Source organism: Lentzea sp. NPDC051838 (assembly GCF_040681245.1).
Classification (GTDB): Bacteria; Actinomycetota; Actinomycetes; order Mycobacteriales; family Pseudonocardiaceae; genus Lentzea.
The window spans coordinates 548,499-567,681 of record NZ_JBFAYI010000002.1 but is presented as its reverse complement, the minus strand read 5'-3'; the positions used below and the strand labels follow the sequence as shown (position 1 = coordinate 567,681).

17 protein-coding genes and 5 tRNA genes are annotated in these 19,183 nt (G+C 67.1%); 4 read left to right on the top strand and 18 right to left on the bottom strand.

The genetic code is table 11. The features are described from left to right. The 4 genes from AB0M24_RS08700 to AB0M24_RS08685 all read right to left on the bottom strand — a co-directional run bounded on the left by AB0M24_RS08700 (nucleotide 1) and on the right by AB0M24_RS08685 (nucleotide 3,384). Nucleotides 1-783 carry an ABC transporter permease subunit gene (locus AB0M24_RS08700; RefSeq protein WP_363762808.1) on the bottom strand — a complete coding sequence of 261 codons (783 nt, stop codon included), beginning with the start codon at nucleotides 781-783 and terminating at the stop codon, nucleotides 1-3. Continuing rightward, nucleotides 771-1,688, bottom strand: a complete 918-nt coding sequence (locus AB0M24_RS08695; RefSeq protein ID WP_363762805.1) for an ABC transporter permease — start codon at nucleotides 1,686-1,688, stop codon at nucleotides 771-773. Before AB0M24_RS08695 ends, AB0M24_RS08700 begins: the two co-directional genes overlap by 13 nt. Continuing rightward, nucleotides 1,685-2,806 carry an extracellular solute-binding protein gene (locus AB0M24_RS08690; protein ID WP_363762802.1) on the bottom strand — a complete coding sequence of 374 codons (1,122 nt, stop codon included), beginning with the start codon at nucleotides 2,804-2,806 and terminating at the stop codon, nucleotides 1,685-1,687. Before AB0M24_RS08690 ends, AB0M24_RS08695 begins: the two co-directional genes overlap by 4 nt. 89 nt (nucleotides 2,807-2,895) lie before the next feature. Beyond that, the gene (locus AB0M24_RS08685; protein ID WP_363762799.1) at nucleotides 2,896-3,384 is read right to left on the bottom strand and encodes an HAD domain-containing protein; all 489 of its coding nucleotides are present in this window, start codon (nucleotides 3,382-3,384) and stop codon (nucleotides 2,896-2,898) included. A gap of 60 nt (nucleotides 3,385-3,444) precedes the next feature. Here AB0M24_RS08685 and AB0M24_RS08680 point away from each other — a divergent pair, with 60 nt between their 5' ends. After that, nucleotides 3,445-3,954 (top strand): hypothetical protein, encoded by a 510-nt coding sequence (locus AB0M24_RS08680; RefSeq protein ID WP_363762797.1) that lies wholly within the window; start codon nucleotides 3,445-3,447, stop codon nucleotides 3,952-3,954. 8 nt (nucleotides 3,955-3,962) lie between these two features. Continuing rightward, nucleotides 3,963-4,904 (top strand): hypothetical protein, encoded by a 942-nt coding sequence (locus AB0M24_RS08675; protein ID WP_363762794.1) that lies wholly within the window; start codon nucleotides 3,963-3,965, stop codon nucleotides 4,902-4,904. Here the strand turns inward: AB0M24_RS08675 and AB0M24_RS08670 are convergent, their stop codons facing one another. Beyond that, the gene (locus tag AB0M24_RS08670; RefSeq protein ID WP_363762792.1) at nucleotides 4,905-5,837 is read right to left on the bottom strand and encodes a hypothetical protein; all 933 of its coding nucleotides are present in this window, start codon (nucleotides 5,835-5,837) and stop codon (nucleotides 4,905-4,907) included. Between the two features lie 89 nt (nucleotides 5,838-5,926). Then, nucleotides 5,927-6,499 carry a hypothetical protein gene (locus AB0M24_RS08665; RefSeq protein WP_363762789.1) on the bottom strand — a complete coding sequence of 191 codons (573 nt, stop codon included), beginning with the start codon at nucleotides 6,497-6,499 and terminating at the stop codon, nucleotides 5,927-5,929. Between the two features lie 150 nt (nucleotides 6,500-6,649). Between AB0M24_RS08665 and AB0M24_RS08660 the strand changes: the two genes are divergently transcribed. After that, complete coding sequence (locus AB0M24_RS08660) at nucleotides 6,650-9,580, top strand: BTAD domain-containing putative transcriptional regulator (protein ID WP_363762786.1); 2,931 nt, start codon at nucleotides 6,650-6,652, stop codon at nucleotides 9,578-9,580. On the opposite strand, the gene AB0M24_RS08655 is transcribed toward AB0M24_RS08660, so the two are convergent. Both AB0M24_RS08655 and AB0M24_RS08650 read right to left on the bottom strand, forming a co-directional pair. Beyond that, nucleotides 9,544-10,728 (bottom strand): helix-turn-helix transcriptional regulator, encoded by a 1,185-nt coding sequence (locus tag AB0M24_RS08655; protein ID WP_363762783.1) that lies wholly within the window; start codon nucleotides 10,726-10,728, stop codon nucleotides 9,544-9,546. The genes AB0M24_RS08660 and AB0M24_RS08655 overlap by 37 nt on opposite strands. A 103-nt stretch (nucleotides 10,729-10,831) precedes the next feature. After that, entirely contained in the window at nucleotides 10,832-11,005 is a 174-nt protein-coding gene (locus AB0M24_RS08650) for a hypothetical protein (RefSeq protein WP_363762781.1), read from the bottom strand. A gap of 218 nt (nucleotides 11,006-11,223) precedes the next feature. Between AB0M24_RS08650 and AB0M24_RS08645 the strand changes: the two genes are divergently transcribed. Next, on the top strand, nucleotides 11,224-11,796 hold the full coding sequence (locus AB0M24_RS08645; RefSeq protein ID WP_363762778.1) for a hypothetical protein: 573 nt from the start codon (nucleotides 11,224-11,226) through the stop codon (nucleotides 11,794-11,796). A gap of 41 nt (nucleotides 11,797-11,837) precedes the next feature. Here AB0M24_RS08645 and AB0M24_RS08640 read toward each other — a convergent pair whose 3' ends face one another. From AB0M24_RS08640 to AB0M24_RS08595, 10 genes are all read right to left on the bottom strand, one after another. Then, the gene (locus tag AB0M24_RS08640; protein ID WP_363762775.1) at nucleotides 11,838-14,930 is read right to left on the bottom strand and encodes a DUF87 domain-containing protein; all 3,093 of its coding nucleotides are present in this window, start codon (nucleotides 14,928-14,930) and stop codon (nucleotides 11,838-11,840) included. Continuing rightward, nucleotides 14,927-15,532, bottom strand: a complete 606-nt coding sequence (locus AB0M24_RS08635) for a hypothetical protein (RefSeq protein ID WP_363762772.1) — start codon at nucleotides 15,530-15,532, stop codon at nucleotides 14,927-14,929. The genes AB0M24_RS08640 and AB0M24_RS08635 overlap by 4 nt, the downstream gene beginning before the upstream one ends. An 11-nt stretch (nucleotides 15,533-15,543) precedes the next feature. Next, nucleotides 15,544-17,184, bottom strand: coding sequence for a P-loop NTPase (locus AB0M24_RS08630; protein WP_363762769.1), 1,641 nt, complete (start codon nucleotides 17,182-17,184; stop codon nucleotides 15,544-15,546). Then, a complete protein-coding gene (locus tag AB0M24_RS08625; RefSeq protein ID WP_363762766.1) occupies nucleotides 17,169-17,777 on the bottom strand; it encodes a TIR domain-containing protein in 609 nt (202 codons plus the stop codon). The genes AB0M24_RS08630 and AB0M24_RS08625 overlap by 16 nt, the downstream gene beginning before the upstream one ends. A gap of 164 nt (nucleotides 17,778-17,941) precedes the next feature. Further along, a tRNA-Val gene (locus tag AB0M24_RS08620) sits at nucleotides 17,942-18,013 on the bottom strand. Between the two features lies 1 nt (nucleotide 18,014). Next, nucleotides 18,015-18,087 (bottom strand) — tRNA-Gly (locus AB0M24_RS08615). A 168-nt stretch (nucleotides 18,088-18,255) separates the two neighbouring features. Beyond that, nucleotides 18,256-18,327: transfer RNA gene (locus tag AB0M24_RS08610), tRNA-Val, on the bottom strand. A gap of 1 nt (nucleotide 18,328) precedes the next feature. Continuing rightward, nucleotides 18,329-18,400, bottom strand: a tRNA-Cys gene (locus AB0M24_RS08605). A 54-nt stretch (nucleotides 18,401-18,454) separates the two neighbouring features. Further along, a tRNA-Gly gene (locus AB0M24_RS08600) sits at nucleotides 18,455-18,527 on the bottom strand. Nucleotides 18,528-18,634: 107 nt separating this feature from the next. Next, a complete protein-coding gene (locus AB0M24_RS08595; protein WP_030466274.1) occupies nucleotides 18,635-19,060 on the bottom strand; it encodes an SsgA family sporulation/cell division regulator in 426 nt (141 codons plus the stop codon). Between the last annotated feature and the right edge of the window lie 123 nt (nucleotides 19,061-19,183).

Below are 19,183 nucleotides of genomic sequence, written 5' to 3'. Positions count from 1 at the left end.
TCACTCCTCGACCACGGTCTGACGGCGACGCTGGCCGACATAAGAAAGTGCGAACAGAAGGACGAACGCGAAGAGCAGGCACAGCAGCGACACCGCGATGGAGACGCCCGCGTTGCGCTTGCCGAGCAGGTTGACCTGTACCTGCAGCGTGTCGAAGTTGAGCAGCGAGGCGATGGTGAACTCGCCGAGCACCAAGGCGACCGACAGCAGCGACGCACCGATGAGCGCGACCCGGATGTTCGGCACGACGACCTTCCACAGCACCGTGAACCACGACGCGCCGAGGCTGCGCGCGGCTTCCGAGAGCGTCTTCAGGTCGATGGCGGACAGACCGGCGTCAACAGCGCGGTACGCGAACGGCAGCACCAGGATCGTGTACGCGAAGGTCAGCGTCAGCGGTGAGTCGCCGAGGAAGTAGTTCACCCACGCGTAGAGCGGCGCCATGCCGACCACCAGCACGATCGCGGGGATCGCGAGCGGCAGCAGGCACAGGAACTCCACGAGCCGTTGCAACTGCGGGAGCCGGAGCCGGATCCACGCCATCGTCGGCACGAGCAGCACCAGCATCAGCACCGCTGACGTGACCGACAGCAGCAACGAGTTGACGAGCGCTTCCATCAGCCCTTCGTCGTCGACGATGGACGTCCACGACTCGAGGCTGCGCGTGTTGTTCTTCCCGCGCGTGGAGAACTCCGCCATCGCGATCAGCGGCAGGATGAAGTAGACGCCGAGGACCAGCAGGATGATCGTGCGCAGAACGCGCTGCTTCACTAGCGAACCCACTTGGCCACCCTCTTCTGCAGCAGCACGTTCACGCCCATCGCGATGCTGACCACGATCACCATGCCGAGGCCCAGCGCCTTGCCGAGGTTCTCCTGGCCGAGCACGACCTCACCGGTGAGGAACCCGCGGATCTGCAGCGGCACGATCGGGCTGCCCTGCGAGACGATCGCGGCGGCCGTGGCGTAGGCGCTGAAGGCGTTGGCGAACAGCAGGAGCAGCGCGCCGAGGAACGGCGGCGTCAGGATCGGGCCGCCGACGTGGCGCCAGTACGTCCAGCTCGTGCCACCGAGCGACGCGTTCGCCTCACGCCACTGTGGACGGAGACCGTCCAGCGCGGGCAGGAACACGATGACCATCAACGGAATCTGGAAGAACGTGTAGACCAGCGTGAGGCCGGGCAGCTCGAACAGCCACGCGCTGCCGGCGAAGAGGTCGATGCCAACGTTGTCACGCAGGAACTTCGTGACCAGACCTTCGAAGCCGATCGTGGCCAGGAACGCGAACGCCAGCGGCACGCCACCGAACTGGGCGAGCACACCGCTGCCCGCGACGACGATCCGGCGCAGCATCCCCTCGGGGTTGCCGACCGCGATCGCCCACGTGAGCAGCGCACCGAAGACCGCGCCGATGACCGCGGACAGCGCCGAGAGCTCGATGCTGCGCACGAAGGCATCGAAGACGACACCCGTGAACAGCGTCGAGAGGTTGTCGAGCGTGAACCCGCCGTCGGAGCCCTGGAAGGCGCCGAACAGCACGAGAACCGTGGGGTAGACGAGGAAGATGCCGACGAACGCCAGGAACGGCACCGCGACGAGCCAAGCGGCCACAGATGGCCGACCGGCGGCCCCACCCTTCTTCTGGGTGGAGCCGCCGGGCGTCGTCGCTACGGGAGCGACTGCGGTCATCCGATGGCCTGCGCCCAGGTCGCGGTCAGGACGGCCTTGGCCTTGTCGGCCTGGGCCTGCGTCTGGAACACCTGCTTGCCGTCGACCTTCGGCAGCTTGTCCTTGGCGGCCTTGTCCGCCTTGTCACCCATCTTGTCCAGGCGGACCGGGCGGGACATGCCCTTCAGGTAGAGGTTCTGGCCCTCGTCGGAGTAGAGGAACTCCTGCCACAGGCGAGCGGCGGCCGGGTGCGGCGCGTCCTTGCTGATGGCCTGGTTGTAGTAGGCGCCGAGCAGCGCCTCCTGCGGCACGACGACCTTCCAGTCCATCTTGCCCTTGAGCTTCTCAGTCTGGGCGGCGTTGGTGTAGTCCCAGTCGATCACGACCGGCGTCTGACCGGACTCGATCGTCGCGGGCGACGGGTCGACCGGCTGGAAGTTGCCGGCCTGCTTGAGCTGCTTGAAGAAGTCGACACCCTTCGAGATGTCGTCGGCGCTTCCGCCGTTGCCCAGCGCCGCCATCACGACACCGGAGAACGCGGCACCGGCCTGCGTCGGGTCGCCGTTGAGCGCGACCTTGCCCTTGTACTCGGCCTTGAGCAGGTCCTTCACGCTCGTCGGCGCCGGCACCTTGGCGGCGTCGTAGCCGATCGACATGAAGCCGCCGTAGTCGCCGTAGTAGGCACCGTCCGCGTCCTTGAGCTCCGCGGCGATGTCGTCCCACGTGCTGACCTTGTAGGGCGCGAACAGGTCCTTGTTCGCCAGGGCCACGTTCAGGCCGAGGTCGAACACGTCCGGCGCGCGGTCGTTGCCCTTGAGCTGCTTCGCGGCGTTGATCTCCTCCTGGGAGGACGCGTCCGGCTGGGCCGAGTCGACCTTGATGCCGTACTTGGCCTCGAACGCCTTGATGATCTCGCCGTAGTTCGCCCAGTCCGGGGGCAGCGCGATGACGTTGAGCTTGCCCTCCTTCTTCGCGGCCTCGACCAGTTTGTCCATGCCACCGAGCTCACTCGCCGACTTGGCGGTTCCGGCGGCTCCGGTCTGCGTCTCCTTGGCGGGCGGGGCGCCACAGGCGGCCACTGCCAGCACCAAGGCGCCGACACCAATCAGTTTCGTGGTGACGTTCCCTCGCTTCAGCACAGGCGGAGGATTCGCGCGGACTGCTTTCGTTGTCAAGCCAGCCGCGCCGGTTGAGACCTTCTCGACTCCTACGGTGAATTCTCGGTGCACTACGGGTTGCTGCTGAATGCTTTCCGAGCCTCGCTCAGGTGCTGCGCGGTGATCCCGGTCGCGGGGTCGACGTGGACCAGAGCGGTGGTCAGGTGCTGTCGCTTGTGGACGAATTCCCGGTTCCTGTCCCGGTGCAGGCCGAAGTCGTCGTCGAACCAGACGAGGGGCCGTTCGTAGGCGTAGCGGGCGACGGCGGGGTACTTCCAGCCGTGCTCGTCGTGGAACTCGATCACTCGCAGCTGGGGCAGGTTGATGCGCGGCCCTATCTCGGTGTTCGCCCTGTGGGACCAGCTGGTGGCCCACGCGAGCTCGGCGCCGGTTTCTTCCGCCAGCCGTCTCAACTGGTCGCCGTGATCAGGGTCGAGCCAGATGCGGAGCTTGCGCCACCAGCCCACCTTGATGTCGAACGGGCGGTAGTTCGCGGGCTTGGTCTTCGCCGCCCACGGGTTGAGCGGGCCGTCGACGTCGATCACCACGAGAGGTCTCATCTGCTCAAGACTGCACCGTTTCCCGGGCGCGGAGCAGCGGTTTTCCCTAACCTCCTGAGCATGAGACGTCTCGCCCTGTTCGTCCTGCTGTGCGCGGCGCTGACCGGTTGCGCCGCGATCGCCGACCTGGCGACGCTGCAGACCCGGATCCATGACACCGGATACGAGAACGTCTCGCTCTACCACCGCTCCAACAACGGCGTCGACACGCTGGAGATCACCGCGAACGGCCCGGACCCCGACGAGGTCGCCCAGATCGTCTGGGACACCTACCCCGAGCACATCGACCACCTGTCGATCACCCTGCCCGGCGGCCAGACGACTTACACCGAGGCCGAGCTGCGCGACACGTTCGGCGAACGCCAGGTCACCGAGAAGCCGGACGACGACACCGACGTCACGAAGACTCTCGTCACGTGGCTGATCATCGGCGGTGTGGCGTTCCTGCTGCTCGTCCTGGGCGTGATCATCCTCATCGTGGTGCTGGTCCGCCGCTCCCGTCGCAAGGCGCAGCAGCAGCCGTACCCGCACCTGCCCTACCCGCCACCACCCGGCCCGCCGGCCGCCTAGGACTCCACGTGACCCAGCCACCGAACCCGTACGGACCGCCGCAGTGGGGCCAGCCGCAGTGGGGCCCTCCCGGGCCGCCCGCGATGCCGCCAATGCCCCCGAAGAAGAAGTCCCCGGTGGTCTTCATCGTGATCGGTCTCGTGGTCCTGCTCGCCGCGGCCGGCATCCTCGGCACGGGCCTGCTCTGGCCGGGCTGGATGAAGTCGCGGCCGGCCGTGACCGCCGACCAGTCCTCCCCCGAGAGCACCGCGCGAGCAGTCGCGGACGCGCTCAACCGCCACGACATCGACCAGTTCGTGAACGTGCTGACGTGCAAGGACGGCCGCACCAACGCCGAGGGCAAGGACGTCTCGAAGGCGGAGGAGATCCTCTACCGCGACATCGAACCCTTCAACCCCAAGAAGAAGAGCGACGTCCAGCCGTCCTTCAAGGTCGACGAGGTCCGCAAGATCAAGCCCAGCGACCCGATCTACAACGACGGCAACAAGGACGCCACCGTCGCGATCATGTCCGTCGAATACCCGAAGGACAGCGGCCTCTCGAAACAACGCGGCGTCCTCGCCCTGTTCGACGAGGACAACAAGTACGTCGTCTGCGAAATGGGCTTCATCCCGGTGACCGACTCCCAGGAACCACCACCGGACCCCGACCCGAACAGCGCCACCGGCCGCATGCAGGCGTTCGCGAAAGCCGTGAACGACAAGGACATCGCCGCCGCCCGCAAGTACATGTGCGCCACCGCCCGCGCCGTCAACACGTGGACGGAGAAGGCGATCGCGGCCGGCGGCAAACTCCGCCTGCACGACAAAGTGACCACCACGAAAGCGGACGACGGCGGTCAGGTCCGAATGTGGTACACGCTGGACGGCGCCGAAACGAAGGCGGGCGGGTTCCTGAAGAAGGAATCCGACGGCTGGTGCCTCTTCACCTTCAACGCCGACGCGAAGTAGTCAGGACGCGCGCCGGGCCGAGCAGGCCGCCGACGCTCCCCACCGAGCGCCGTACAACAGCCCTGGCAACAGGCGCCGGAACCTGAGGTGGATCTCCCCCGCCCGGTCCACCGCTTGCTGCACCCCGGCCGGCTCGGCATCGGACCGCTGCAGCACCCCGTCGTACGTCCGCACGAACCGCCGGCGGTCGTGCTCGAACCTCACGCGCAGGTCGAACACCTCACAGGGCCGTTCGGGCACGTGCAGCACGCACGGATGCATCACATCGCGGTTCAGCAGCCGGTACCGGACCGCGAAGTCGTGCGTCTCGCCGCGCACCAGCGGTTCGGCCGGCACGAGCGTGAACCCGGGACGTGACGCCGAGCGGTCCTGCAACGTGCCGCCGTAGAGCAGATGCACGTCGACGTCCCGTCGGTGCACCGGGAACACGGGCGCGAACTCCAACTGGTCCACGCCGTCCTGGTCCACGACGACCTGGTAGCGCTCCAGCACCTCGGGTTGCCCCTGGTCGAGTGTCACCGCGACGCTGAGCTCCGCGGTGTGCCAGCCGCCGGCGTCACGGGGCGTGGTGGTGGCCGCCAGCTCGGCCAGTTGGTCGACGGCCTCGTCGACGCGGCGGCGCACGGTGCGGGAGTCGCGGTCGATCGCGGCGGCCACCCAGTTCACCCGCTCCTGGTAGAGCGCGTGACGCGCTTCGGAGGCGAGACCGAACGCGGCCCGCGCCGGGAGCTGGAGGTCCTCGGGAAGCTGCTCGATCAGCTCGGTCAGCCTGGTGACCAGTTTCTGCTTGGCGGCGGAAGGCCCGTCGGCCCTGGTGATTCGACACGCCGCGGCCAGTTCCGGGCCGAGGCGGTCCGTGATCCGCCCGTGCACGCCCCTTCCCTTCCGGAGTTTCTTCAGCTCGTGGACCAGTTTCGCGTGCGTCGACGTCATCTCCGCTCTCCCTCCCCTTGCGCGCTCACGTGCGGCGGAGGCAGGTTGCGTCGGGCGTGTGGACGAGAAGTGGACACGCCGTGGATCGATCAGACGTGGTCCGGCCGCAGGACGCGCCGCGCCACCGAGGACGCGAGCGCGATGCCGACCCGGACACCGTCGCGCTCCAGGAAGACCCGCGACGTGCCGATGCGGTCCAGCGCGGGCGGGTCGACGGCACCGAGCCCGAACGCGATCATCTCCGGGCCTGAGGCCGTGGCGATGAGCTGCGCCAACGCCGCGGGCCACGCCGAGTCGGTCGCCCTGCCGTCGGAGATGAAGAACAGCATCGGCCGGCGCACCCGGATCCGTTGCGCCTTCAGGCTTTCCACATCACGCTCGATGACAGTGCGCATGAGGGTGAACACGGATCCGAAGCAGGAGCCTGATTCCTGGTGCGGTGTAATAGTTTCCGGTGGATCGAGCGCGACCCGCAAAGGCTGCACCACCAGCGGGTTCTCCGCGAAAACCACCACGCAGAGCCGAATCTGGGCAGTGGCTCGCCGGTCCGCGTGCACGACCCCGCGGAACTCCCGCATTCCCGCGTTGACCTCGGCGAGGTGGTCGGTCATAGAGAACGAAACGTCGCACACCACGTAGCAGGGCAGGACTTCCAGCACCATGTGTCTCCCCCTCAACACCAAGCGTGACAAGGGGAACGGTTACCGGATCGTGTTGATCGATCGTGGACAAAAAGATGATTCGCTGACACACAAACGGTCCCTTGCGCGACATTCCTCCCAGAACGAAGCTCGGACACCGAGGAGGACGGCGTGGAGTTCCTGATGCTGGGTCCGTTGGAGGCGTGGCACGACAACACCTCCGTGTCCTTGGGGGACCAGCAGCAACGCTTCATCCTCGTCGTACTTCTCTTGCACGCGAACAAACCCGTGTCACCCGAACGGCTCACCGAGACGGTGTGGCCGGACAATCCGGAGCGCAAGTCGCTGGTGCGCGGCTACATCAACAAGCTGCGCAAGGCCTTCGACAACACCGACGCGTCGATCGACAGGACACCGACGGGATATGTGCTTCGCGTCGACGAGTACCAGATCGACAGCGTGCGGTTCGACCGGCTGCGCGAGCAGGCCACTCAGGCCGTCCACAACAACGACCAGCTCAAGGCCGTCGAACTGCTGCGCATCGCGGTCTCGTTGTGGCGCGGACGGTTCCTGGACGACATCGACATCGACAGGGTCGGCGGCGCCGGGGTGATCTCACCGGCCGAGAGCTACCCCGACACCCTCAGCGACCTCGCCGAGCTGGAGCTCCAGATCGGTGTGCACCGCTCCGCCCGCGACCGCATGCGCCGTGCGTTGCAAACCGACCCCGCCAATCAGAGGTACGCCGAGCTGCTCATGCGCGCCTTGATCGTGGACGGCAACGGAGTCGGTGCGATCCGCGTCTACCAACGCGCGTGCGAGGCGTTGGCAGAAGCCGGCTTCGAGCCGGGATCGGTGTTGCGCAAGCTCGCGGCACGCGCGGAGCAGGGTGAGCCGGTCAGTTCGCTGCCGAGCCGTCCCGGCAAGTTCACGGGCCGATCGGGCGAACTGGCGAAGATCGAGTCAGCGGCGGCGGGTACCGGCGAACGGCGCGCGCTGTGGATCAGCGGCGCGCCAGGCGTCGGCAAGACCGGCCTGGCCGTCGAGGCCGCGCACCGCCTGCGTCACCACTTCCCGGACGGCCAGATCCTGCTCCGCCTCAACGGGTTCACGCCGAACGTGGCACCGATGTCCACCTCGGACGCGCTGACGCAGCTGCTCACCGAGCTGGGAGTCCCCGCGGAGCAGATCCCGGACACCGTGAGCCGCAAGGTCACGCTCTACCAGTCACATCTCTACGGCACGAAAACCCTGGTGGTGCTGGACAACGCTCTCTCACCCGAACAGATCAGACCGCTGTTGCCCGAGGCGCGGGAGTGCTTCGCCGTGGTGACGAGCAGGAAGATGGGCGACCCGGACATCAGCGACCACGTCCGGCTCGGCCCGCTGCCGGCGAGCGATGCCACCGCGTTGTTCCAGAGGCTGACCGATCCGCGCCGGAGCGGCAGGCCCGCGGACGTGGCGGGCCTGGTCAAACGCTGCGGGTACCTGCCGATGCCGATCACGGTCGCGGCGGCGACACTGCGCAGGCACGACAAGTGGTCGCTGGGGCATCTGCTCGGCTTGATGGACGAGGACACGCCGTGGCGGCAAACCGGCGCAGCGGCCGTGCACGCCTCCTACCGGCTGCTCGACGAACACCAGCAGGAGGTGTTCCGGCTGTTCGGGCACCTGCCGGGCCCGCACGTCGATCTCGTCGCCGCGGCCGCGCTCGTGGGCCACGACGTGTCCGAGACCCGCAAGCTGCTCGACGACCTGCACGAGGTCTGTCTGCTCGAGGAGATCGCGCCGGACCGCTACCAGATGCTCGACTCGATCAAGGAGTTCGTCGCCTTCGAGCCCGCTCCCGCGGACGCTTTGGCCCGGTTGCTGGACTTCTACCTCGTCACCCTGGCGAACGCGGCAGGTACGGCGTACCCGTTCGACCGCGCGGCCCAGCCCTCCGTGGACCGTGAGAGTCCGCTCAGCCTGCGGTTCACCGAACCGGGCGAGGCGCAGGCGTGGATCACCGCCGAGCTCGACAACGTGGTCGCCGCGACCCACCACGCGGCCACGAGCGCGCTGCCCGGTCACGCATGGCGACTGGCCGTGCTGATGTGGCGGCACTTCAACACGGCGAACCGGTTCGAGGACTGGACCGCCACCCTGGAGCAGGCCAGGGAGACCACCGACAGCTACGGCCAGGCGCATGTGCTGCTGCGCCTCGCCATCGCGCACGACCGGCGTGGACTGCACGCCAAGGCGCTCGAACTCGCGCAGCAGGCCCTGCCGCACTGGACGGAACACGGCGACGTGCACGGTGAGGCCGCGTCGCTGTGCACGATCGCGATCTCCACGATGCAGCTCGGCTCGCACGAGGAGGCGATGCAGCAGTTCGACGCGGCACTGGAGAAGTACGAGCAGTGCGGGGACCTGCGCGGCCAGGCGCACGTGCTGAGCCTGCTCGGCTATCTGAACGAACAGCACCACCAGTACGAGGTCGCGTTGCACCAGCACGAGAAGTCTGTCCGGATCCAGCGGGAGATCGGGCACCTGCGCGGGCTGGCTCACTCGCTGGACAACCTCGGCGGGATTCAGCAGCTCCTGGGCATGCTGGAGGAAGCGATACCCAACCACGTGGAAGCACACGAGCTCGCGGTGCGGCTGGACGACATGTGCGTGGCGGCCTACGCGCTGACCAACATCGCCGACGCGCACCGGTTGGCCGGCAGGTTGACCGAAGCCGTGTACCACCACCGACAGGCCTCACTCGCCGCCGCCGGGGTGGACGACGCGGACCTCAGGGCGAGGCTGTTCCGCGTCCGCGCTGCGACGGCCGGCGACGGTGGTGATCACGGTGCGGCGCTGCGGCTCTACGAGTCACTGCTGGACCTCGCGACCGGTACCGGCAACCGCACGCATCGGGCTCACGGCGAAATCGGTGCGGCACGGTCGATGCACGCGCTGGGCCGGCACTCCGACGCCGCGGCGCATTGGGAAGCCGCCGAGACCGTGTTCGCCGAGCTCGACCAGCCGGAGGCCGAGGAGGTGCGGGCCGAGCGCGCGGCGTTGACCTGCGCTTGTGGTCAGCGTTCGGCCAGCAGTCGTTTGAGGTCGGGATAGATCTCTCGCACGGCGCTGTGGTTGTGCCACCTGCCCAGCGTTCTGGCGAGCTGGCGCAGATCCGTGCGGACGGTCGCGGAGTCGACGTGCGCGGCGTCCTCGATCGTTGCCGCGAGGGCGCCGCAGCTCTGGTCGACCTCACCGGACAACGCGTAGGCCAGCGACAGCCGCGTGCCGAAGCGGGCCCTGGAACGCCGGGAAGTGGCCGGTAGCAAGGAAAGCTGCCGTTCCAGCACGGTCGCGGCCTCGGCGGTGAGCCCGAGGTCGCACAACGACCAGCCCCTCGCGAGCTCCAGCGGGTCAGGCGCGCTGGAACCAAGCACCGGGTACGGGCTGTCGTGCTGTGCGACGCCCATCGGTTGTGCCGCACGGTCGAACGCCTGCTCGGCCGCACTCCGGTTGCCGGCGAGCGCGTGCCCTTGCGCCTCACGTCGTGCGGCCAACGCGAGGACGCGGGAACCGGCCTGGCCGATCCACTGCGCCTGCTGGGCGAGGTTGACCGTGCTGCTCGAGTCCTGCCGGTAGAGCGCCAGCCCGGCCTCGCGGACGAACGTGTAGCTGGCGATGTCCGGATCCCCCGCGGCCCTGGACAGTTCCGACGCCTGCCTGGTCCACCACATTGCGCCCTGCTCGTCGCCGGCCTCCTGGCTCATCCAGCCGGTGTACTCGGCGATGCGCGCGGCGAGCCGCAGCAACCTCGTGCCGACCGGCCCGGTGTTCTCGCGGGCGAGCCCGTGCACCGTGTGCTGCAAGGCTTTCAGCGGCTCGAGGAGCACCATCGGGCTGGTGCCCATGCCCAGCAGGCGCAGGTGCTCGAACGAGGTCCGCATCCCCGCGATCAGGTGCTCGTCCGGCACCGGCCGCGGTCCGACGCCCGCGAGCGCCCCGACGCCGAGCATCGTGCCCGCCAGCAGCACCTGGCGACGGCCGAGCGCGGGAGGGCTGAACAACGCGGCCTCGATCAGCTTCCCGCCGGCGCCGAGCACTCCGTCACATAGCCTCGCGACCGTCGGTGTGGGCGGCTTGACGTCGTTCTCGATCTTGCTGAGATATCCCTTGCTGTAATGAATCAGCTTCGCCAACTGCCCCATCGACAGACCCGCCGCAATGCGTTGTTCCCGCAGCAGCTCACCAAAAGTTCCGGCCACGACTTCCTCCCGCTCCGGCGCCCACCGAGTACATCATCCCGATCCTCCCGACGCAATGCGCCCCGACCGTGCCGCGAATGGCCGGGACGCATTTACGACTACCTCAGTCGTGCCACGGGTGGCCGCCGCCGTCCTGGGTCTCCGTGGTCGTCGTGGGAGGTGGCGGCGGGGTGTCGTCCGCGTTGGCCGCGACGCCACCGGAAACGGAGGCGGCGACGGCGAGTGCGGCCATCAACGTGGTGGCACCGACGACGAAACTGGACACGGTTTTGGACATGACGAATCCTCCGAAGGAAATCGCAATTGATTCCGGGATTTCGCCCGCCGTTCTGCGGGCTACTTCGAGGATTCATCTTCAAAAACCGCGAAAACAGGTGTTTCCCGTTGCCCGCCGCAGCGGTCAACGTCCACTCCTCATCCACTTCTGGTCAACACGCGGCGCGCATGCTGATCCGCGACCGGCGGCCGGCCGGTCCTTTCCGGAGGAGGTACCGAGTGATCGAGTCCGCGACCTACGACATCGCCGTGTCGTTCGCCGAGGAGCAGCGCGCTGTGGCAGGCGAGGTGGCAGAAGCGTGCCGGCAGCGCGGCCTGACCGTGCTGGAGGGCAACGACTTCCCGGAGGCGCGGGTGCGCTTCCTCGTCTCGTTCGTGTCCACCGCGGATGATCTCGCGACCGAGCACGACGAGCACGTGCTGCCGGTGCTGACCGCGGACGAAGGGCTGGTGGACGCCCTGGTGAGCCGCGTCGAGGCGGCGGAGAGCGCGAACGCCGACCGGGTGTCCATCTCGGACGTGGTGGCAACGGCCGAGAAACCTGTGGCCCACAACGCTCTGCGTGACCTGGCCGAGCAGTTCGCCGTCGCGTCACCCGCGCTCACCAAGCGCGGCCTCTCCGGCACCGTGCACCTGGGCGACAGCACGATCGCCGTCCGCGTCGAACGGTCCGGCGACACCGTGTACGCGCTCGAGGTCCGGGGCGACGAAACCGTGAACTTCGTCGTCCTCGGCGGCTCCACCGAGCTGTTCCCCACTCTCTGCGGCCGAATCGAGGACATGCTCCGCTGAGACGCGAGAAGGGCGGTGTCCGATGTGGACACCGCCCTTCGTCATCGCTTCGCTCGCTCCACGACTTCCTCCAGCCTCAGCGGGCTGGGCGGGTGGTAGCTCAGGCACAGCGGCGCGCGCATCCGCCGGAACCCGAACGTGTCACCGGTGACGTAGAACTGCCCACGCTCCAACCGCGAGATGTCCGCGATCGAACTCCCCTTGGCCCGCGCCATGTCCGTGGCCGCGGCGATCTGCGCGGGACTGTTCAACCGTCCGAAGAACTGCGTGGTGGCATTGCCGGTCACCTGGTTGTGCACCCCTTTGGGCGCCTGCGTGGCCAGCAACAGCCCCAGCCCGTACTTCCGAGCCTGCGACGCCAGCAAGATCGTCGTCTGCGTGCAGGCCGTCACCCCACCGGAAGGCGCGATCGTCTGTGCCTCGTCCATCACCATCAGCCCACCGAGCGGCCGATCCACCGCCGGGTTCCGCTTGACCCAGGCGAACACCTCCAGCTGCAACTGGCTGATGAACCCCTGCCGCTGCTCGTCCGACGGCAACCCGACCATACTGATCACCGAAACCCGCGCCCGCTTCCCCTCCGCGGGGGTCAGCAACATCCCGGGATCAGTCGGTTCCCCCTGCCCGCCCAGCAACGGATCGTTGACCATCGCGGCCCTCAACGTCTCCGCGAGATCAGCCGCCGTGACCGCCGCGGACTGCAGCTTGCTCACCCCGTCCGGCAACTCGGCGAGCAGATCCACGAACCCGTTCAGATCGCGGCGGTCCCCACGCGCATAACGCTTGAGCGCCTCCTTGAGCACAGCCCGCCCTCTGACAGCGAACTTGGTTCCGTTGGCAATCCGCGCGTGCGGCACCAATCGCGCCACCGCAGCCTCGACAGCAGCACTGAACTCGTCCTCGTCGTCCCTGACCTCAGCGAAGTCCGGCAAGGGATGAAAGCTCAACGGCCTGCCGCCGCTGCGCCCCGGCGTCCACACGACCACCTCGGTACCGGCGATGTACTCGGCGGCCTTGGCCTCATCCTCTGGCCGCCACTCCCCCGGCGCCTCAGGCCAGGCGTCGCCCAGCCGCGCCAGGTCGTTGTTCGGATCCAGCACGATCGCCGAGACCCCGCGCAACGCACACTCTTCGACGATCCTGCGCAACAACACGGTCTTCCCGCTGCCCGACCCCGCGAACACGATCGCGTGCTTGCGCAACGACTCCAGCTCGATCCGGATCTCCACGTCCATCCCGAGCACGATCTCGCCGGCGCTTTCGGGTTGCTCGCGCTTCGGCGGCGGCCGCGTCTCCTGGTGGCTCGCCGCGGTCCTCTCCTGCTCGGGCAACACCGACCGCAGGAACGTGGTGCTGCTGGCCGGTTTCCGCGCCACCAGCCAGGCCAGCAGCTGGTGCGTCTGCACCGCACAGATCTCCTTGAGCGCGCTGAAGGTCCTCAGATCGTCGTCCGTAATGTCCACGCACCGGCCACCCGCGCTCTCGAGCTCCGCGACCAGCCGCCGCGTCACCGCCCCCGTCCAGCCCTTGGCCCCGTTGCGGATGATGATCAGATGCCGGCCCCGGCCTCCGCGAGTTCCCTCCGCCGCGTCCCGGGCGTCACGCAGCTTGCGCAGCACCCGGTTTCCGTGGCTCTTCGCGATGAACCGCAAACCCCAGCGTTCCTGGGTGTCCAGCTCTTCGTTGACCGTGAGCCTCAGGCCCGCGTGCAGCCGCATGTCGTCCGTGTGCGGCTCCGGATGCCACTTCAGATCATCGTTGCCGACCTCAGTGATCCACGACTTCAACCCGGCCAGCAGCAACGCCGGCAACACCTCGTCCTCATTGGACTGCCTGATGTCCGCGGCCGTGATCTCGGCCGTCTGCTTCAGCTGCGCGAACCTGGCGTCGAACTCGGCCATGTAGTCCGGCTCCGGCCCGGCCACCACCGGTGAAGCCACCGCGACCGCCTCGGGAGGCGGTCGCTCGCCAAACGAGCCCAGCTCCCTGATCTCGCCGTACAAACAGGTTTCCGCATGCGCGTGAACGCGTTTCAGCAACTGCCGCGGCGTGCGGTTCTCCCAGTTGGCGGCGGTGAACGCGCTGGGCGCCACCGGCCAGGTCGGATGCGGCGGCGCGATCCCATTGCGCTGGTAGATGACGCCTAGCCATCGTTCCACCAGCCTCCTGCCGATCTCCGGGTCGGCGATGGACGCCAGGATCGGCGTCGTGGTGAAGCGGTCCTCGACGGTGTCGCTGGCGATCGACTTCAGCATCATCCACGTGTCGATCAGACAGGCCACCACGGTGATCGTGCGCCTGGTGGTCTCGCGGAGCTGCATCAGGCCGTCCGAGATGTCCGCGATCTCCTGGACCAGCTCGGGGTTGGTCACCTTCGTGCCGACCTCGTCCTGTCCCTTGTTGACCAAGGTGTCCAGCTGGTCGACGGCGATGACGCACGGCCCCGTCATGGCGAGCACCCGCGAGATGTCGCGCACCAGCACGCGAGACGGATTGGCCTCGGAAGGCAGGCCCCAGCGTCGTCGTTCGACGCTCGACTCGTCCACGCCCTTCAGGTAGGACTTGCCGATGTCGGACTCCTCCGAGCCGTACAGCACAAGAGCACGAATCGTGTCCCCGCACTCGACCGCGATCCTCGGCTCGACCTTGCGCAGCGCGGTGAGGAACGTCTTGAGGTGCTCCGGTGTCAGCGGTGCTTCGCCCACCACCGCGCGCCCGACCTCCACCGACACGTCCGCAACCGCGCACAACTGCCGAAGCAGGACCGTGAGCTGGATGTCGCCTTCGTCGTTGGCACGCCGGAGCTCACTGCGCAGGGCGTCGGCGACATCGTCCCAGAACGCCTTGCCCGACGTGACCTCGACCAGGAAGAAGTAGCCGCCCTGCTGCTGCACCATCCGGCGCACCGTGCCCAGCAGGTGCGTTTTCCCGACGCCCTTCTCCCCTTGCAGCACAAGCCCACCGACACTCGGACCAGTGCTGTCCCGCGCGTCCGCGATACCCGCGCGCAGACGGTGCTCGGCCCTGGTGTGCAGGCCTTCGATGTGGAACGGGGAGGCGTGCCAGACGTCGTCCGGGGTCTCGGCCGAGTTGAACCGCACGACCGCCAGCGCCTCACGCAGGTACTCGGTCATGATTCCTCGATCGCCATGAGGTGCTTGTCCTCGCCGCCGATCCTGATGGCGGCCGCGTGGTCCTCCTCGGTCAGCACCTTGCGGTTCGAGCTGGGAACCAGATGCGTGGAGCCACCTCGCACCATCTTTAGCAGCGTCTCGTCGACCTCTTCACGGTCGGCGCCGTCGAGCCGCGGGCGGATTTTGGCGAGCCGGACCCAGTCCTGGTAGCCGTCCCCAAGCTCCAGGTAGACCTGCCGAATCAGCTCCTCCAAGCCTCTCGACCGGATCGCCTCGGCCAGCAACCCGCGGTCGCGCAGGAACGGCACCATGCGCCGCAGCAGTTCCTGGTTCACCCGCGCCTGCGGCCCCACGCGAGGCGGCAGTTCGCTCTCGACGAGATGGGTCATGCACCAGTCGATGCCCCTGTCGGTGATCCGGTGGATGAACCGCCGGCCCTCCTTCAGCGTCTCCAGCAGTTTGTCGCGGTTCAGCACGTCGCGGTCCTTTGGCAGCAGCGTGATCTTGTAGGCCTCCTTCAGCTCCGTGTTCGGCACCTCCCGATTGGCCAGCATCATGACCATCAGTGCCGACTTGGCGCTGGTCGCGTACTTCTCCGGCATCACGCCGCCTTTCAGTCGGTGAACGCGTTGATTCGTCGCTCGATCCGGGCGAGCAGTGCGCTCACCTCGGTGCGCAGCTGTGCCGGCACCACCACGCCGGTCCCGTTGCGGTGCGGCTTGCTCAGCAGCAGCAGGTCGGCAGATCGGTCGCGCAGCAGGTCCATGTCGCCGTCGTCGAGCGCGCCCGCCATGCCCCGCACCGTCTCCTCGACCAGCGCGAACCTCCCGGCGTACGGGAGCTGTTCCGGCACCTCGCGCAGGGCGGCTTCGGCGTTGCGCAGCGCCTCGTGGTCGGGTTCGGTTTCGGCAGCGGGCGTTGCCCTGATGAGGTCGTGCAACTCTCTCGCCGCCCGAACGGGTCGTGCCGCCTGATCGAACTCCAGGTGCCGGAGGTTGCGCAGGAAGCCCGGCAGCAGCTCGCGGTCCGTGCCGCGGGTGACCAGGCAGAACATCTGCCGTTGCGTGCCGTCCGGGCCGAGTGCGCGACGGGCGAACCGCTCCGCCTCAGTGAGCTGCCACCGGCTGAGCGCACCGTCGATCAGGAGGCAGAGGTGCTCGGCCGGGTCGTCGGCCTGGTCGAGGATCTCCGGGTTGCCGGACACCGACCTTTCGACCTTCAACCCGAGCAACCGGAGTTCGGTGATCAGCTGGGTCGAGGTGCGCCACAGCGGCCTGGGGCTCGACACCAGCAGGTCCAGGTCGAACTTGCGGCGCCGGGACCGCGCTGCGGCCACGTACGCGTCGCGGTTGTCGGCCAGCAGGTCCGTGCGGTCGAACTCCTGCGCGATCACCGCGGCGACCGTCTCCAGCGCGAACGAGATCTGATCGGGCGACGGCGGTTGTTCTTCGATCACCGGCAGCAGCTCGCCGAAACTCCAGAACGAGATGTACGGCACGGTCAGATGGCGCAACATCTGTTCCGCCGTCACGCCTTTGACCAGCCAGTTGCGGAACAAGGGGGCGACAACCCCTGCGCACTTCCGCTGCCACTCCTCTGCGCGCTGGTACTCCATCCGGTTGTCCAGGCGGGACAACACCGGCATCACCTGGTGCCGCGGCCGGTCGTAGGGCAGCCGGTCCCTCGCCTGGTCCGCGAGATGGGCGATGTCGACGACGTCGTTGAGGTTCTGGTCGTTGGCGGTGAACACCACCACCAGCCGATCGGGCAGCTGTGCGGTGCAGATGCTCGCGATGTCCGAGACGCCGGTGCGGCTGTCGATCAGCACGAAGTCGTACTTGGCGATCCACTCGGCGCGCCGTTCTTCGAGGAACTCGGCGAATCCCTCCTCGTACAGCGCCTCCCAGTTGATCTCCTGCATCCTGGGCGCGTAGGAGGGGTCGAGCCGGTCGTCGACGACCTTGCCGGCGGCCATCAGATCGAGCACGCCACCCTCGACCTCGACCCGGACGGTGTGAGTGGCGGGGTACTCGACTTTCTGGACGAAGTCGTAGGCGAGATCCACCACACCACTCGACGGCATCTCCGAAAGGTGCGGCCGGAAGTAGAGGTGAAGGCCCGGTGCTTCCAGGTCCCAATCGACCGCGAGCACCCGATAACCCCAGCGTGCGAGCAGCACCGCCGTGTTGGCCAGGGTGAAGCTGCGTCCGACGCCGCCTTTGTAGGAGTAGAACGTGATCACGGTTCCGGACATGGCTTGAACCTCGGTAAGGGCGGGCGCGGGGTGACGATCGGGTCGGGACGTTCGACGATCGGCCAGTCGGCCTGCCAGTCGGGGACCTGGTTCACCAGTTCGACCAGATCTCGCGCCAGCTTCTTCATTTCCTTGTGGAACTTGAAGTAGTCAACGGTCTGCTGGTACACCGGATCAGGGTGCGCGAACTCCTTGAAGTCGTGCCATTTCCGCATCCGCTCCTTCTCCGGAAAGTTCTCCGAGTCCGAGTAGAGAATCGGATAGATCAGGCCTTGCGGGATCTTGGCGGACGCGTAGCCGAGCATCTCCTCCCGCGCCCGCATGCTGTCCAGCTCCGCCATGCACCAGCCGGACGTGAAGTAGTGCGGCGTCATGACCTGGATCATGATCTTGCTGTGCCGCAGCGAGGTCTGCAGGTTGTGCGCCCACTCCACAGCCATGGGCATGTGGCGGTCCATGTAGATCCTCGGCGTGGGCGCGTACTCGTCGGCAAGGCAGTCTTTGAGCTTGTTGTAGAAGTGGTTCAGCAACCATTTCTGCACACTGCCCTGACGGCTGTAGCTGATGAAGAAATCGAACTGGTAACCGGACACAGCGCTCAACGGTAGATGCGCCACCCCGGTCCATAAAAGACAAAAAAGTGGGCATTTTCGGCCGTTGCGACCAAAAATTGGACAAAAACTGGGCGCGCGGCGGTGCTGACCGCGAACAGCAAGAAGCCCTCGATCATGTTCGATCGAGGGCTTCTCGGGCGAAGTGGACGATACAGGGATTGAACCTGTGACCCCTACCGTGTCAAGGTAGTGCTCTCCCGCTGAGCTAATCGTCCGAGCGGATGACGAGACTCGAACTCGCGACCCTCACCTTGGCAAGGTGATGCGCTACCAACTGCGCTACATCCGCGTGCTCCTCAGGTTCCCTTGCGGGTTTCCCGTGGTGCGAGAGGAACTTTATCCGACGGCCCCGGAAGTTTCAAATCGGCTGATCTTGAGCGTGCCGACACCTCCGCACGCCCCGGAAACGGCAACGGGGCCAGGCGCGATGTGCGCCTGGCCCCGTTGATGATCCGAGTGGACGATACAGGGATTGAACCTGTGACCCCTACCGTGTCAAGGTAGTGCTCTCCCGCTGAGCTAATCGTCCGAGGCGGAGACGGGAATCGAACCCGTGTACAGGGCTTTGCAGGCCCTTGCCTAAGCCACTCGGCCACTCCGCCAGGAGCATGGATCCACTGCGAGTACCTGTGAAGATACCTGCTGGGGAACCACAGAGCGGATGACGAGACTCGAACTCGCGACCCTCACCTTGGCAAGGTGATGCGCTACCAACTGCGCTACATCCGCGTTCATCACTGACTTCGTGATGTTGAAACAAACCTTATACGAGGGGTTCAAGCGGGTTTCACCGGGGGTACCCGCACCGCCTTCGCGGGCCCCCTACCTCGGATTATTCAGCTCAGGTCGTTCGAGATGAGGTGCGTGAGCGCCTCGTCGACGTTGACCCACAGGTGCTCGTTGCCCGGTACGACGACGTCGTAGGTCCGGTCGAGGAAGTCGGCGAGCTCCTGGGCGGACGCCTCGAACATGGCGTGGCCGGAAGGCGAGCTCAGCTCGATCACGACGACCTCGGGGTCGTCGGCGGCGGGCCGGATCCGGACATCACCGTCGCCGGCGTCGGCGATCAGGCCGTCGGCGAGCAGGTCGCGGGCGAAAACCCACTCGACCCAACCGGCGCGGCCGGTGCGGAACGCGGCCACGACCGCGTACGGGTCCTTCGTGTCGTATCGCAGCTCCACCTGGACCGGAACCGCAGGGGTCCTCGGCGCCAGCAGGTCGAAGACCGCTGTCGAGCGGAGCGTCACGTGGTCGTTGCGCATCGTCGTTACCCTCTTCTCCCTTCCCGGTCAATGAAACGACCGAGCACCTTAGTTGTGACGTGCATGTGGCGAGGAACGCTCGCTAATCGGACGCAGATCACCCCATCGGGTCAGCTTCGCTGC

Coding starts and splice junctions, on each gene's coding strand:
- AB0M24_RS08665 (WP_363762789.1), bottom strand. CDS start 6,499: ATGGTGCTGGAAGTCCTGCCCTGCTACGTGGTGTGCGACGTTTCGTTC.
- AB0M24_RS08640 (WP_363762775.1), bottom strand. CDS start 14,930: ATGACCGAGTACCTGCGTGAGGCGCTGGCGGTCGTGCGGTTCAACTCG.
- AB0M24_RS08680 (WP_363762797.1), top strand. CDS start 3,445: ATGAGACGTCTCGCCCTGTTCGTCCTGCTGTGCGCGGCGCTGACCGGT.
- AB0M24_RS08695 (WP_363762805.1), bottom strand. CDS start 1,688: ATGACCGCAGTCGCTCCCGTAGCGACGACGCCCGGCGGCTCCACCCAG.
- AB0M24_RS08635 (WP_363762772.1), bottom strand. CDS start 15,532: ATGCCGGAGAAGTACGCGACCAGCGCCAAGTCGGCACTGATGGTCATG.
- AB0M24_RS08650 (WP_363762781.1), bottom strand. CDS start 11,005: ATGTCCAAAACCGTGTCCAGTTTCGTCGTCGGTGCCACCACGTTGATG.
- AB0M24_RS08685 (WP_363762799.1), bottom strand. CDS start 3,384: ATGAGACCTCTCGTGGTGATCGACGTCGACGGCCCGCTCAACCCGTGG.
- AB0M24_RS08595 (WP_030466274.1), bottom strand. CDS start 19,060: ATGCGCAACGACCACGTGACGCTCCGCTCGACAGCGGTCTTCGACCTG.
- AB0M24_RS08670 (WP_363762792.1), bottom strand. CDS start 5,837: ATGACGTCGACGCACGCGAAACTGGTCCACGAGCTGAAGAAACTCCGG.
- AB0M24_RS08630 (WP_363762769.1), bottom strand. CDS start 17,184: ATGTCCGGAACCGTGATCACGTTCTACTCCTACAAAGGCGGCGTCGGA.